At 53.7% G+C, this 13,264-nt stretch carries 17 protein-coding genes; 8 read left to right on the top strand and 9 right to left on the bottom strand.

The window, feature by feature from the left end; translation table 11 throughout:
* The first annotated feature begins 319 nt into the window (after positions 1-319).
* Together yeaG and ACREYP_RS13600 are read left to right on the top strand one after the other, a co-directional pair.
* Entirely contained in the window at positions 320-2,254 is a 1,935-nt protein-coding gene (gene yeaG / locus ACREYP_RS13595) for a protein kinase YeaG (protein WP_008456669.1), read from the top strand.
* Between the two features lie 71 nt (positions 2,255-2,325).
* Entirely contained in the window at positions 2,326-3,606 is a 1,281-nt protein-coding gene (locus tag ACREYP_RS13600; protein WP_336817710.1) for a YeaH/YhbH family protein, read from the top strand.
* A 45-nt stretch (positions 3,607-3,651) separates the two neighbouring features.
* On the opposite strand, the gene ACREYP_RS13605 is transcribed toward ACREYP_RS13600, so the two are convergent.
* Both ACREYP_RS13605 and ACREYP_RS13610 read right to left on the bottom strand, forming a co-directional pair.
* On the bottom strand, positions 3,652-4,380 hold the full coding sequence (locus ACREYP_RS13605; protein ID WP_008456673.1) for a MerR family transcriptional regulator: 729 nt from the start codon (positions 4,378-4,380) through the stop codon (positions 3,652-3,654).
* 129 nt (positions 4,381-4,509) lie between these two features.
* The gene (locus ACREYP_RS13610; RefSeq protein WP_336817711.1) at positions 4,510-5,700 is read right to left on the bottom strand and encodes a diguanylate phosphodiesterase; all 1,191 of its coding nucleotides are present in this window, start codon (positions 5,698-5,700) and stop codon (positions 4,510-4,512) included.
* Between the two features lie 307 nt (positions 5,701-6,007).
* Between ACREYP_RS13610 and ycgZ the strand changes: the two genes are divergently transcribed.
* The 3 genes from ycgZ (at position 6,008) to ACREYP_RS13625 (ending at position 7,010) form a co-directional block, all read left to right on the top strand.
* Positions 6,008-6,256 (top strand): regulatory protein YcgZ, encoded by a 249-nt coding sequence (gene ycgZ / locus ACREYP_RS13615; RefSeq protein ID WP_336817712.1) that lies wholly within the window; start codon positions 6,008-6,010, stop codon positions 6,254-6,256.
* Positions 6,257-6,328: 72 nt separating this feature from the next.
* Positions 6,329-6,694 carry a hypothetical protein gene (locus ACREYP_RS13620; RefSeq protein WP_336817713.1) on the top strand — a complete coding sequence of 122 codons (366 nt, stop codon included), beginning with the start codon at positions 6,329-6,331 and terminating at the stop codon, positions 6,692-6,694.
* 37 nt (positions 6,695-6,731) lie between these two features.
* A complete protein-coding gene (locus ACREYP_RS13625; RefSeq protein WP_034808453.1) occupies positions 6,732-7,010 on the top strand; it encodes a biofilm development regulator YmgB/AriR family protein in 279 nt (92 codons plus the stop codon).
* A 52-nt stretch (positions 7,011-7,062) separates the two neighbouring features.
* Here the strand turns inward: ACREYP_RS13625 and ACREYP_RS13630 are convergent, their stop codons facing one another.
* Positions 7,063-7,488, bottom strand: coding sequence for a GNAT family N-acetyltransferase (locus ACREYP_RS13630; protein ID WP_498880910.1), 426 nt, complete (start codon positions 7,486-7,488; stop codon positions 7,063-7,065).
* Positions 7,489-7,592: 104 nt separating this feature from the next.
* On the opposite strand from ACREYP_RS13630, the gene ACREYP_RS13635 reads away from it, so the two are divergent.
* A complete protein-coding gene (locus ACREYP_RS13635; RefSeq protein WP_336817715.1) occupies positions 7,593-8,039 on the top strand; it encodes an NUDIX hydrolase in 447 nt (148 codons plus the stop codon).
* Position 8,040: 1 nt separating this feature from the next.
* On the opposite strand, the gene ACREYP_RS13640 is transcribed toward ACREYP_RS13635, so the two are convergent.
* Complete coding sequence (locus ACREYP_RS13640) at positions 8,041-8,865, bottom strand: phosphotransferase family protein (protein WP_336817716.1); 825 nt, start codon at positions 8,863-8,865, stop codon at positions 8,041-8,043.
* Between the two features lie 72 nt (positions 8,866-8,937).
* Here ACREYP_RS13640 and ACREYP_RS13645 point away from each other — a divergent pair, with 72 nt between their 5' ends.
* Complete coding sequence (locus ACREYP_RS13645; RefSeq protein WP_336817717.1) at positions 8,938-9,441, top strand: YbaK/prolyl-tRNA synthetase associated domain-containing protein; 504 nt, start codon at positions 8,938-8,940, stop codon at positions 9,439-9,441.
* Here ACREYP_RS13645 and yoaI read toward each other — a convergent pair whose 3' ends face one another.
* Positions 9,442-9,546, bottom strand: coding sequence for a small membrane protein YoaI (gene yoaI / locus ACREYP_RS13650; RefSeq protein WP_284143111.1), 105 nt, complete (start codon positions 9,544-9,546; stop codon positions 9,442-9,444).
* Between the two features lie 150 nt (positions 9,547-9,696).
* Between yoaI and ACREYP_RS13655 the strand changes: the two genes are divergently transcribed.
* On the top strand, positions 9,697-10,143 hold the full coding sequence (locus ACREYP_RS13655; RefSeq protein ID WP_034808455.1) for a DUF441 domain-containing protein: 447 nt from the start codon (positions 9,697-9,699) through the stop codon (positions 10,141-10,143).
* Here ACREYP_RS13655 and ACREYP_RS13660 read toward each other — a convergent pair.
* Genes ACREYP_RS13660 through ACREYP_RS13675 form a run of 4 tightly spaced genes read right to left on the bottom strand, consistent with a single transcriptional unit; the run spans position 10,124 to position 13,241 of the window.
* On the bottom strand, positions 10,124-10,819 hold the full coding sequence (locus tag ACREYP_RS13660) for an amino acid ABC transporter permease (RefSeq protein WP_336817718.1): 696 nt from the start codon (positions 10,817-10,819) through the stop codon (positions 10,124-10,126). The genes ACREYP_RS13655 and ACREYP_RS13660 overlap by 20 nt on opposite strands.
* Positions 10,809-11,567, bottom strand: coding sequence for an amino acid ABC transporter permease (locus ACREYP_RS13665; RefSeq protein ID WP_336817719.1), 759 nt, complete (start codon positions 11,565-11,567; stop codon positions 10,809-10,811). The genes ACREYP_RS13660 and ACREYP_RS13665 overlap by 11 nt, the downstream gene beginning before the upstream one ends.
* Entirely contained in the window at positions 11,564-12,382 is an 819-nt protein-coding gene (locus tag ACREYP_RS13670) for an amino acid ABC transporter ATP-binding protein (RefSeq protein ID WP_336817720.1), read from the bottom strand. The genes ACREYP_RS13665 and ACREYP_RS13670 overlap by 4 nt, the downstream gene beginning before the upstream one ends.
* A gap of 1 nt (position 12,383) precedes the next feature.
* Positions 12,384-13,241: an ABC transporter substrate-binding protein gene (locus ACREYP_RS13675; protein ID WP_008456699.1), complete on the bottom strand. Its 858-nt coding sequence runs from the start codon at positions 13,239-13,241 to the stop codon at positions 12,384-12,386.
* Positions 13,242-13,264 lie beyond the last annotated feature (23 nt).

Raw genomic sequence — 13,264 nt, forward strand, 5'->3', positions numbered from 1 at the left:
CTTCCCGCAATCAGATGACGGCGGATTTTCAGCTTTATGTCAGCCAGATGAAAGCAAACACTGTCGCTTATCTCAAATACGAAATTTTTAGGATGAGTTATTGATATGTCATTGAAATTGAGCGTTGGCCGTATGCAAGTTTTGCAAATGCCATCTACGCTTTATTTTAGGAAGGTGAAACGCTGAGACGGCGGCGTGAGCGCCCGGTATCAACCTGGCACAAGGGTTGCTGTTCATTTAGCAGACGTCTTCCGGGGAGCCTCTATTACACATACCAACGGCTCTTTAACCTGTGCTAAAAACGAAAGGACGGCATGCCATGAATATATTCGATCACTATCGCCAGCGTTATGAAGCTGCCAAGGACGAAGAGTTCACACTGCAGGAATTTCTTGCTATCTGTAAACAAGATCGCAGTGCCTACGCGAATGCGGCAGAACGGCTATTGACGGCCATTGGTGAGCCAGTGATGGTAGACACTGCCACAGAGCCACGGCTGTCCCGTCTCTTTTCAAACCGGGTGGTTGCCCGTTACCCGGCGTTTGAAGAGTTTTATGGCATGGAAGAGGCTATCGAACAGATCGTGGCCTACCTGAAACACGCGGCTCAGGGGTTGGAAGAGAAGAAACAAATTCTCTATCTGCTGGGGCCGGTGGGCGGCGGTAAATCTTCCCTGGCCGAGCGCCTGAAAGCCTTGATGCAGCGCGTGCCTATTTACGTGCTGAGCGCCAACGGCGAACGTAGCCCGGTCAACGACCATCCGCTGTGCCTGTTTAACCCACAGGAAGACGCCTCCATTCTGGAAAAAGAATATGGCATCCCTAACCGCTACCTCGGCACCATCATGTCGCCGTGGGCAGCCAAACGCCTGAGCGAATTTGGCGGCGACATCACCAAATTCCGCGTGGTGAAAGTCTGGCCGTCCATTCTGGCGCAGATTGCGATTGCCAAAACCGAACCCGGCGATGAGAACAACCAGGATATCTCTGCGCTGGTCGGTAAAGTGGATATCCGCAAACTGGAACACCACGCGCAAAACGACCCGGATGCTTACGGCTACTCCGGTGCTCTGTGCCGGGCCAACCAGGGCATCATGGAATTTGTGGAGATGTTTAAAGCGCCCATCAAGGTGCTTCACCCGCTGCTGACCGCCACTCAGGAAGGCAACTACAACGGCACGGAAGGCATCTCTGCCCTGCCGTTCAACGGGATTATTCTTGCGCACTCGAACGAATCCGAGTGGGTCACCTTCCGCAATAACAAGAACAATGAGGCGTTCCTTGACCGCGTGTACATCGTCAAGGTGCCTTACTGCCTGCGCATCTCGGAAGAGATCAAAATCTACGAGAAACTGCTCAACCACAGCGAACTGTCCCACGCGCCATGCGCCCCGGGCACCCTGGAAACGCTTTCTCGCTTCTCTATCCTGTCGCGCCTGAAAGAGCCGGAAAACTCCAGCATCTACTCGAAAATGCGCGTCTATGACGGGGAAAGTCTGAAAGACACCGATCCGAAAGCCAAGTCCTACCAGGAATATCGGGACTACGCCGGGGTCGATGAAGGCATGAACGGGCTCTCGACGCGCTTCGCCTTTAAAATCCTCTCCCGCGTGTTCAACTTTGACCACGTTGAAGTGGCAGCGAACCCGGTGCACCTGTTCTATGTGCTGGAACAGCAAATCGAACGCGAGCAGTTCCCGCAGGATCAGGCAGAGAAATACCTGGAGTACCTCAAAGGCTACCTGATTCCGAAATATGCGGAATTTATCGGCAAAGAAATCCAGACCGCCTATCTCGAATCTTACTCAGAGTACGGCCAGAACATTTTTGACCGGTATGTCACCTACGCTGATTTCTGGATTCAGGATCAGGAGTACCGCGACCCGGATACCGGCCAGCTGTTTGACCGCGAATCCCTGAACGCGGAGCTGGAGAAAATTGAAAAACCGGCCGGGATCAGCAACCCGAAAGATTTCCGCAATGAAATCGTCAACTTCGTGCTGCGTGCCCGGGCCAATAATAACGGTCGTAACCCAAACTGGACCAGCTACGAGAAGCTGCGCACGGTTATCGAGAAGAAAATGTTCTCGAACACCGAAGAGCTGCTGCCCGTTATCTCGTTCAACGCCAAAACCTCCACCGACGAGCAGAAGAAACACGATGATTTTGTCGATCGGATGATGGAGAAAGGCTACACCCGCAAGCAGGTTCGCCTGCTGTGTGAATGGTATCTGCGGGTCCGTAAGTCTTCTTAAGGGAGTTTCATGCAGGTCACGCCGGGCGGCGTGGCCTGTTTGCGCACCTGGCATAAGCAGTTGGGGGAACTATGGCCTACTTCATAGACAGGCGGCTTAACGGCAAAAACAAGAGCGCGGTCAACCGCCAGCGCTTCTTGCGCCGCTATAAGGCGCAGATCAAACAGTCGATTTCCGGGGCCATCAACAAGCGTTCGGTGACCGACGTGGACAGCGGCGAATCCGTGTCCATCCCCATTGAGGATATCAACGAACCGATGTTTCATCAGGGTCGCGGCGGCCTGCGCCACCGCGTCCATCCCGGCAACGACCACTTTGTACAAAACGACCGCATTGAGCGCCCGCAGGGCGGAGGCGGCGGCGGTGGAAGCGGCCAGGGTCAGGCAAGCCAGGACGGCGAAGGCCAGGATGAATTCGTGTTCCAGATATCCAAAGATGAATATCTCGACTTACTGTTCGAGGATCTGGCGCTGCCGAACCTGAAACGTAACCAGCACCGGCAGATCACCGAATTTAAATCCCATCGCGCAGGTTTCACCTCTAACGGTGTCCCGGCCAATATCAGCGTTGTTCGCTCGCTGCAAAACTCGCTGGCTCGCCGTACGGCAATGAGCGCGGGTAAACGCCGTTTGCTACACGAACTCGAAGAGACCCTAGACACCGTCAGCCGCAGCGAACCCGCTCAACTGCTGGAAGAGGAACGCCTGCGCAAAGAGATTGCAGAGCTGCGGGAAAAAATTGCCCGCGTGCCGTTTATCGACACCTTCGATCTCCGCTACAAGAACTACGAGAAGCGCCCGGAACCTTCCAGCCAGGCGGTGATGTTCTGCCTGATGGACGTCTCCGGTTCGATGGACCAGGCGACAAAAGACATGGCCAAGCGCTTTTATATCCTGCTCTATCTGTTCCTGAGCCGGACCTATAAAAACGTGGAGGTGGTTTATATTCGCCACCATACCCAGGCGAAAGAGGTGGACGAACACGAGTTCTTCTACTCACAGGAAACCGGTGGGACCATTGTTTCCAGTGCCCTGAAGCTGATGGATGAAGTCGTGCAGGAGCGCTACGATCCGGCGCAGTGGAACATCTACGCCGCGCAGGCCTCGGACGGTGACAACTGGGCAGACGATTCGCCGCTGTGCCATGAGATCCTGGCGAAAAAACTGCTGCCGGTGGTGCGTTACTACAGCTATATCGAAATCACCCGCCGGGCGCACCAGACCCTGTGGCGCGAATACGAAAATCTGCAGGCCACTTTCGAGAACTTCGCGATGCAGCATATCCGCGATCAGGATGATATTTATCCTGTATTCCGGGAGCTGTTCCAGAAGCAAAGCAGCGATGCGTACTGATCGCTGAGACAAAAAAGCCGCGTATCACACGCGGCTTTTTATCGCTTATTGATGGAGTTCAATGTCGTATCCCCACTGTTTCCAGTGAAGCAGCTGTTCCTGCTGGGCTGTCGATAACGTCTTTCCCACCCATAGGAAAATATGTTGCCCGGGGAAAAGCTCCGGACGCAACGTATCCACCGGCTCGGCAAATACGTTCACGGTCAGGCCTCTGCGGGACAGGCGCCACGCCTCCAGCCATAACGCAGCCCGATCGTCCGTCTGCCAGCCAATCAGCAGGATGTCGCCCAAACTTTGGTTCTGCGCCGGCGCCAGGCTCTGGGCACAATGGCAGATCAACGCGCCATCCAGCAGGCTGCGCATCAACAAAGCCGTGGATTCATCCTGGCTAAGTTTTTGCCTCACGGGCAGCAAAAGGTTATCAATCAGTAAGTCTGCGCTGTGCTCCCGGCTGAGAGAAGTAATCTTCTCACGCAGCTTTCCAGGATTAACTTTCCTGACCAGAAGCATCATTTCTTCTTGCAGCGTTACCCACAGCTGCTCTTCCGGCACGTGGCTGCGCTCCAGCAGGGCTTTCACTTTGCCTACGGAAACGCCTTTGCTCATCCAGTATTTGATTTCTTCGATGCGCTGAATATCCGCATCATCAAACTGGCGATGACCACCCTCGCTACGCTGGGGCTTCAGCAAGCCGTAGCGGCGCTGCCAGGCTCGCAGGGTGACCGGGTTGATGCCACATCGCTCTGCTACATCACCGATAGTGTAATAGGCCATAGTGTCCCTCCCCGTACACAGATCCCACGCTTTCATTGAAACATTAGTCAATCTGTTCAATGTGTACAATTTTTTTTAGAGTTGTACAAGTGAAACCTGATGTCTTTGAGGCACGACACACGGCGGATATCACAACTCTGCTTTACGCTCCGGCCAGGCAATACGGAAAGCGCCGTGGCCGCAGGGTTTAGCAAACAAACTCCCCTGGAAGTGAGAAATACCGGCCGCCTCGAGCCACATCCACTCTTCCGGTTGCTCAATACCCGTGGCTGAAACCGCAATTTCAAGGGAGGCGCAGCATTTGATTATGGCCTGAATAATCGCCTGCTGTGGCCCACTTTTATGAATGCCCCGAATCAGCGACTGGTTAATTTTCAGCCTTTCAGGTTGAAACTGTGCCAGCAGCTGTAGCCCAGCAAAGCCGACGCCAAAATCATCAATCGCAAGCTTGATACCGGCCGATTTAAGCTGCCTGATAGCGTCGGTAAACGCATCCATCTGTGGCATAATTTCGCTTTCGGTAAACTCAATAACCACTTGCTCGGGAACAAGCCCGCTCGCCTCAATATCCGCCAGCAGTTGTTCCACGGCGTCAGGCATCATGACCAGCGTCATCGGCAGCAGATTGATGCATAGCGTTTGCACGCCAATATTAGCGGCGCATGCTGCGGTGAAAGCGGCCTTCGCGTTCAGCAGTTCAGCCAGGTAAACATCGCCCCCTTCCTCCGGCACTGAATTAGCTTCCGTGGCTAACACCTCTACTGCCGCGACAGTACGAGCCATTGGGTCAACAATCGGTTGAAAAACTATCTTTTTATGCAGCGTTTGTGGACTTGATGCCGAATGAGCCGGCGCATCGAGAATAAATTCCCACGCATCACCCGGAGGGATCTCAAAATAGTTCTCTTTTTCCGTCGATTCGATGAAGGTCCGGAAAAAACTCAAGGCCCGGTCATCGTAAGCCAGTTGATATCGGCTAGTCCCTTTTTCCAGAACGACCTGCAAGACATCGTTTTTATCGTGCTCTCTTAAATCAAAAAGCTCCATGCCCACTCGCCCAAAGCGGCGGGCCGGGGCGTAATCACAGAGCAATTCAACAATGTTGTGATGGCGATCGTCTTTACAAATAGCGTGATAAACCTTCTGCACGCTCTCTTCCGGGCCTTCCAATAGTTGAAAGAAATGTCTGCCGTTGAATAGCAGGATCCCCGTCACATTAGCGTCAATATTTTTTGCATTTGCCGCGGAAACCATCGCCTCCAAAACCTCAAACGGCGTGCTGGCGTGGATGTGGCTTCGGTAAATAACTGTCGTGAGCATGGCGGGTTCCAGCGAAAGGTTAAGGGAGTAACTTAACAGATCCCCGTCCTGACGTCGCCACATACTCAACAAAGTCTAAACAACTTAACAACATGGAATGTTTTGCTCGCCATTTACCCTTAGTCAAAATGTACAATTTTACGTATCGATAAGTTAATAAATTTAAACCATAAATTATTGATAAATAAAGATTAGCATTTTTAGTCAAAAAATAGCAGGCAAACTAATACACCTTTGTGTACAGTTTTTATAGCAATTGCATAACTTAGTTAACATCTTGCAACGTGTGAATTTACAGGAGCAACTTATGCGACAGGACACTTTTACACCAGGTCAGAACAGCGTAGAAAATGACATTGCGCGCTATTTTAGCCGCGTTGCGCCGCTGTCTCAGCAGGAAACAATGGGGCAAATTGTGCTCGAAATTCTCAGCGATGGCCGCAATCTGAACAGAAAAGCGATCTGTACCAAATTGCTCTCTCGACTCGATCGCGTTTCTGAACCGGAAGAAGAAAAGCACTATCAGGCCCTGTTGGGCATGCTTTTTACTCGCTAGCGAATAACCAGCCCGGAGTTCAATCAGAGTAATGCGTACGCTCCCTGGTGGGAGAGTCACCTTGAAGTATAAATGCTGAATTTTCCTCATTCTCAGACTCCGGCAAATGACTTCATGCCAGCGGTATTTACCCCCGGCGAAGAAATCAGGAGTAACGAAGTGAAGAGAAGCGACGATGAACAATTAACGGACGAGATTATCGGTGAAGCAGCGCTGTCGTTACTGAACAGCAACAGCGCAATTAATACCCGCGCTTTAGTTGCCAGGTTGGAAGCGATGTTTATATCGGAGCAAGAAGTACGGCGACGTAACGCGCTACAGAAAATTATCGCTGAAATCGAGGGGAATATTTCCCAGAGTCTGACAGGAAAGACAGAAAAAAAAGCGCTTTCAGGCGCAGTTAAGACTCAACGGCTTAACGAAAAAAATGTCCACTAGCGGCCCATGGCCAACAACTGAAAAACGGTGAATGACTATGACACAGCTAATTTCTAATCCCTCTGCAATGCATACCGGAATCGTAGACCACGCATTATCCGACTTTATAAGAAGCACAGCAGACCGACACGCAGAGGAAAATGCTGCCATCAGTCAGGCCGTCACCGCCATTCTGGCTGCCAATAAGAGCGTATCCAATAAAGCGATCATTATCTGGCTGGTTGACGCCCTGGAAACGACTCAAGACGTCGTCATGTGCGACGTTTATCGCAATGCTTTAGAGATTGTTGTGGGCCATACCGTGGACGATATTTAAGGCCTGCGCAAACAATAAAGGCCGGCCAGAACCGGCCTTTATTGTTTCTGAATTACAGCGCCTTCTTCATAAAATACCGGCTGGTGCCTTCGGGTAAACAGTCAATTTTGCCAAATGCCTCCCAGCCATGCTTGCGGTAGAAGTCCGGAGCCTGGAAACTGATGGTATATAAAAAACCAGCCACACAGCCGCGCCTGCGCCCTTCTGTTTCAAACGTCCTCAGGATCTCGCTGCCTAATCCATGCGCTCTTAACTCAGGCGGTAAATAAAACAGATCGATAAACAGTACACCGAGGGACGAACGCCCCAACATCCCACCAACAACTTTCCCACTCTCGGAACTGCGAACCACAACCGCCAGCGGTTGGCGATCGTTTATCCCGCTCATCGCATCGTTAAACTCACCGAGCCCCGCTTCGATGGGCAGCGAATATTCCTCGTTGATTTGATCAGAAATTTCTAGTTTGAAACCCGACATCGCATACCTCACTGACATTGCCCCTTGTCACCCTACCAGTTCTTGCGTTGAGCCTGGCCGACAACACTGTATATATTTACAGACCGTAAAAACAAGAGTCCAAAATGATGAAAAGAGAACGCTATCGGCTTTCCGTCGCCGTATTTGTTGTCCTGCGCCGCAGAGACGAAATTTGTCTCATCCGCAGAGCGAACACCGGCTGGATGGACGGCTTCTATAGCCTGCCCGCAGGCGGTCTTGAAAGCGGTGAAACGCTGCTTAATGCCGCAGCCAGAGAAGCCCACGAAGAGACGGGGGTGATCATTGAGGCCGAAGCCCTCAGGTCAGTTCACTTGATGCACGTTAAAACCGAAGATCGCTCGTGGATGGGCCACTTCTTTCTCTGTTCAGACTGGCAGCGCGAGCCTTATATCGCCGAGCCGAATAAGCATTCTGATCTGCTATGGGTAAATATCAGGCAGTTGCCGGAGAACACCGTGCCCTATGTTAAGCAAGCCATCAGCGCTATTATCAACGGCGAGATTTATTCCGAATACGGCTGGCTAAGCTAAGCTAAGCGAACGTAGAGCGCCATAAATGCTGGGCCTGTGGCAACCAGGCCGGCAAGTTAGCCTGATACCAGTCAAGATACCGGGTTAACATTTGCGGGTGTCTGTGGGAAAGAAGATTCAGCACTTCTACCACCAGCCAGGCTTTAGCCAAAAGCACATGACGTGTCAGGCGTGACTTCGACCACTGAGGTGCCACTTGTTGATATCGCGCTACCATGAGGTGAATACTGGCCGGTTCCCCCATTCCTTTAATCAGAGGTGCCAAATCTATCGCCGGGCTCCCACGGCCAAAGCGCTCCCAGTCAAATAAAACCAACTCTCCCCCGGTTCGGCGTCCCCAGTTCCCGGCATTTGAATCCCCAGACACCCATTGCTGCGGCTCGAAAAGCACATCACTGTGAGCTTTGAAATGATGCAAAACTGCTTCGAGCTCTGGGGGCAATTTCAGCAGGCTTAGTGCCAACGCCATTTGCTCATCCCTCCACTGATGCCGCCTGAATGTCCCTGAGGGTTTCATCTGGCAATGATGGAGCAACGCCAGCTTTTCATACAAATCGGGGTCGGCAGTCAGCGTTTCCAGTGAACAAGGCTGCGGGATAAATTCGATGATCAGCCGTCGTGCCTGGCGGTTAAGGGAATAAACGTCGGGAATGCCAGGCCCCTCCGCCCTGAACACGGAGGCATGGTGCTGATAAAAATCGAGTTCAACCTCGGAAGCATCTCGCTTTTCAACGGCAGGTTTTCCCTGAAAAACGCATTCACGCACGAGGGCATTTCCCATCTGCGTCAGTACATTATTAGCCATCTTTTGCCCGAATTTTTGCATGTCAGATAACTATTATCGCGATAGGATGAAAATTCAAAGCAGAGACTTAGAAAGACGACAAGAGGCAGTGCAATGACATCCCACGCAAAAGGCGAAGACGTCCATCAGCAACTTATCGATTTACTCGAGCAACAGCAGGCCCGCTACCGTGTGGTAAAACATGTCGCAGCGGGGAAATGTGAAGAAGTCTCGGCGATCCGCGGCACCGAACTTGGCCAGGGCGCAAAAGCGCTGGTCTGCAAAGTCAAAGGCAACGGCGTCAAGCTGCACGTGCTGGCGATTCTGGCGGCGGACAAACAGGCGGATCTGAGCCTGCTGGCGCAGCATCTGGGCGGCCTGAAAGCGTCGCTGGCAAGCCCGGCGGAAGTAGATGAGTTAACGCGATGTGTGTTTGGCGCTATCCCGCCATTCAGCTTTCACGCACAGCTCCGGCTGGTGGCCGACCCGTCTATTTTCGATCGTTTTTCAGAAATTGCCTTCAATGCAGGGTTGCTGGAAAAGTCAGTGGTGATGGATACGCAGGATTATTTGCGCATTGCGCGCCCGGAGCTGGTCAATTTTCACCGCCCCGAATAGCTACCCGAGGCGTTCGAGATAAAGGACAGACAGCACCAATACCGAAGCGATCCCGAGGAACGCGGCAGTAATGCAAATCGTGTCGAATAACGCTGGATCGCCCATCCTTTTCTCCCGCAAGCCATTGCTCGCTGTCATATCGTTCAATTATTGACCGCAAAAATGACAGAATGATGAACGGCCACAGAATCACTGTCGGCCATTCGCCACAACAATAAAAGTTAAAAACCTCTTATTTGGCAAGGATATATCATGATTTTTGACCCCACACTTTTGATCCTTCTGGCGCTGGCGGGATTAGGTTTTGTCAGCCATAACACCACCGTCGCGGTTTCCATCCTCGTGCTGATTATTGTGCGCGTCACCCCGCTGAACACCTTCTTTCCGTGGATTGAGAAACAGGGCCTGACGGTAGGGATCATTATTCTGACTATCGGCGTGATGGCCCCGATAGCCAGCGGCACCCTGCCCGCCAGCAACCTGATCCACTCTTTCACCCACTGGAAATCGCTGGTGGCGATTGTCGTCGGGATTGCGGTTTCATGGCTCGGCGGGCGCGGCGTGACGCTGATGGGCAGTCAGCCAGGCCTGGTAGGTGGCCTGCTGGTTGGCACCGTCCTTGGCGTCGCTCTGTTCCGTGGCGTCCCCGTTGGGCCGCTGATCGCCGCCGGGCTGGTTTCCCTTATTGTGGGTAAGCAGTAGCCTCCTGCCGCTGCCAGCGGTGAATGCGCCAGGCCAGCGCGCTGCACAGCAGGTAATAAACCAGACCGGTAAAGATAAAAATGGCCGCCGGGTAAATTTGTACCCGGCTGTTGACCTGCCCGGCCACGGTTGTCAGCTCCGGTACGTTGACGATAAACGCCAGCGACGTGTCTTTGATGAGCGAGATAAACAGCCCGGCAAACGACGGTAAAGCGTTGCGCAGCGCCTGAGGCAACAGCACTAGCCTCAGCGTTTGCCGTGGCGTAAACCCGCCGGCAACCGCCGCCTCATTTTGCCCCTTCGCCAACGCATTCAGCGCCGCCAGCGTGGTGTACATCACCGCCGCAGACGTAAACCAGGCCAGCGCCAGCGTGACGGTTAACGGCCCCGGTAAATCACGCCCGGTAATGGCGGGCAGCAGGAAATAGAGCCAGAAGATAACAAAAATTAGCGGAATGCCGCGGATCAAATCGGCCCAAATGAAAAGTAGCCGCCGCACAATACCGCCGTAGCGCCAGGCGACACAGGCCAGCAATAACCCCAGCCCCAGGGCAAGCACGCCAGCGCCCACGGCCATCATCAGCGTTAGCAACACGCCGCCCGGCTCGCCCTGAGCCATTTTTCCCCACAGCAAATAATCGAGGTTGTCCGTAATAACCGAAATGTTAGCGATCATGCTGTACCCCCGGTTTACGTAACCCGCGTTTCCCCGGCGCAAAGAGTGTAAATAGCCCGCTCATCGCCAGTCCCAGCAGCAGATAAAGCACCGTGCCTGCGGCAAAAGCGCCCAACGCATGGGCGTTATAGCTTTCGATACGGCGCACCTGGCTGGTGAGCTCGGCAAAGCCGATGCCCGTGGCCAGCGAGGAGAGCTTCATCAGGTTGAGATATTGCCCGACCACCGGCTGCCAGGCGTTAACCACGCCCTGGGGCAGCAGCACGGTGCGAAAAAGCTGCCACTCAGAGAAGCCCTGAGAAAGTGCAGCTTCGGTTTGCCCCTTCGGCACCGCCTGCAACCCGCTGCGGATCTCCTCCACCAAAAATGCCGAGGTGAAAACCCCTAGCCCCCACGCCGCGCAGAGAAACTCCGGCGTCAGCCACCAGACGCCGCCGGGCAGCTGAGACCAGCTGTGATCGGCATTAATAAAGCCGCGCCAGCTCTGCGGCAGCGCGTTCCACGCCGCGAAATACCAGAAAAGCAGCTGTACCAGCAAAGGCGTATTGCGAAAAATGGAGATCCAGCTTGCCGTGAAATAGCGTCCCGCCCGGCCACCGGTGAGCCGAAGCCCCAGCAACAACACGGCAAACAGCGTCGCAATGATTATCCCGGCGAACGTCACCCACGCGGTGGTCAGCAAACCGGAGATCAGCCAGGCTCGCGGTGCTCCACTTAACACCCCCGCCCAGTCAAAGTAGCTGTTCATGATTCAGCCCCGGCATGTAGCGGGTCGAGTACCTTTTGCAGGAAACGACGGGCGCGGGGATGCTGCGGCGAGCGGAAAAACTGCGCCGGGGCCGCCTGCTCGAGAATGGCTCCGCCGTCAATGAACACCACTCGGTCGGCGATTTCACGCGCGAACTGCATCTCATGCGTGACCACAATCATGGTAATGCCGCTGTGGGCGAGATCCTTCATCACCTGCAGAACTTCGCCGATCATCTCCGGGTCGAGGGCCGAAGTCGGTTCGTCAAACAGGATAATTTGCGGCGATGACGCCAGCGCCCTGGCAATCGCCACGCGCTGCTGCTGCCCGCCTGAAAGCTGCGCCGGATAGTGCTGCGCTTTGTCTGCGAGGCCGACTCGGGCCAACAGCGCCAGAGCCTGCTCATGCGCCGCCTCACGCTTCCAGCCGTGAACGTGGGTTAGCGACAGCGTAATGTTCTGTTCAGCCGTCAGGTGGGCGTAAAGGTTAAACTGCTGAAACACAAACCCGATTCGGCTTCGCAGGCGGCGCAGCGTCCTGTTATTCAGCGCTCGGGTGGATTTGCCATCGATAAAAATATCGCCATCGCTGAGGGTTTCGAGCTGGTTGATGAGCCGTATCAGCGTCGATTTCCCCGAACCGGACGGGCCGCAAATCGCCACTACTTCTCCGGCCGCGATAGTCAGGTCTATCTCGCGCAAGACGGATGTTTCACCATAATTTTTACTCACTTTGCGAAATTCAACGCTGGCGGACTGCAGATGCAAAAAATCCGCAGCCGAAGCTGCGGACAAAAGAGGCGGTCGTTTAAACATATTATTTGGCTACAATTTTAAAGCTGCGCGGCTGCGGGGTTTTGCTGTCGGGGCCAAACCAGGCGCTGTAGATTTGCTCTGCCTGGCCACTTTGTTCCAGCTTCACCAGCTCGTCGTTAACCGCTTTTAAAAGGGCAGGTTCCCCTTTCTTCACGCCAACGCCAATCTCTTCCTTGCTCAGCAAGTCCGGCAGAATTTTAAACTTCGCCTTATCCGGCGCTTCGGCCAGCAGCCCGGCAAGAATAGTGCTGTCCTGAGTGATCGCCTGGACGTTACCGTTGCGCAGCGCGGTAAAAGCCAGCGGGATATCATCATAAGAAAGCACTCGAATTGACGGGAAACGCTGCACCAGCGCCTGTTCTCCGGTGGTACCTTTCACCGCACCCACGCGCCCTTTCGCGTAATCCTCAAGCTTATCCGGCCCGGAAGCCGGGACCAGGAACTGCTGCCCGGTCACAAAATAAGGGGTAGAGAAATCCACTACCTGGGCGCGTTCCGGCGTAATGGTGATATCCGCCACGATAAGGTCGACCTTACCGGACTGCAGGAGCGGAATACGGTTCGCCGGGTTGGTGGCCACCAGCTCAAGCTTAACGCCTAAGGATTTAGCCAGTGCTTTCGCGAAATCAACGTCATAGCCCACGATATCGTGCGTTTTAGCATCTACAGAGCCAAAAGGTGGATTTGCGTCAAAAGTGGCCACTTTAACCACCCCCGCTTTTTGAATATCCGCCAGCTGGTCTGCGTGAACCGCGGCGGAGGCCAGGCCGGACAGGGCCAGAACCAAAGCAGAGAGCGTTAATTTACGTTGCGCTGTTGTGTGTGAAGTTATGTGCGTTGAAGCCTTTACCTGTGCCATTGATTTTCCTTGTTATCCCGTCT

The sequence above is a fragment of the Enterobacter sp. TMH.L2 genome (assembly GCF_050847315.1).
Taxonomy (GTDB): Bacteria; Pseudomonadota; Gammaproteobacteria; order Enterobacterales; family Enterobacteriaceae; genus Cedecea.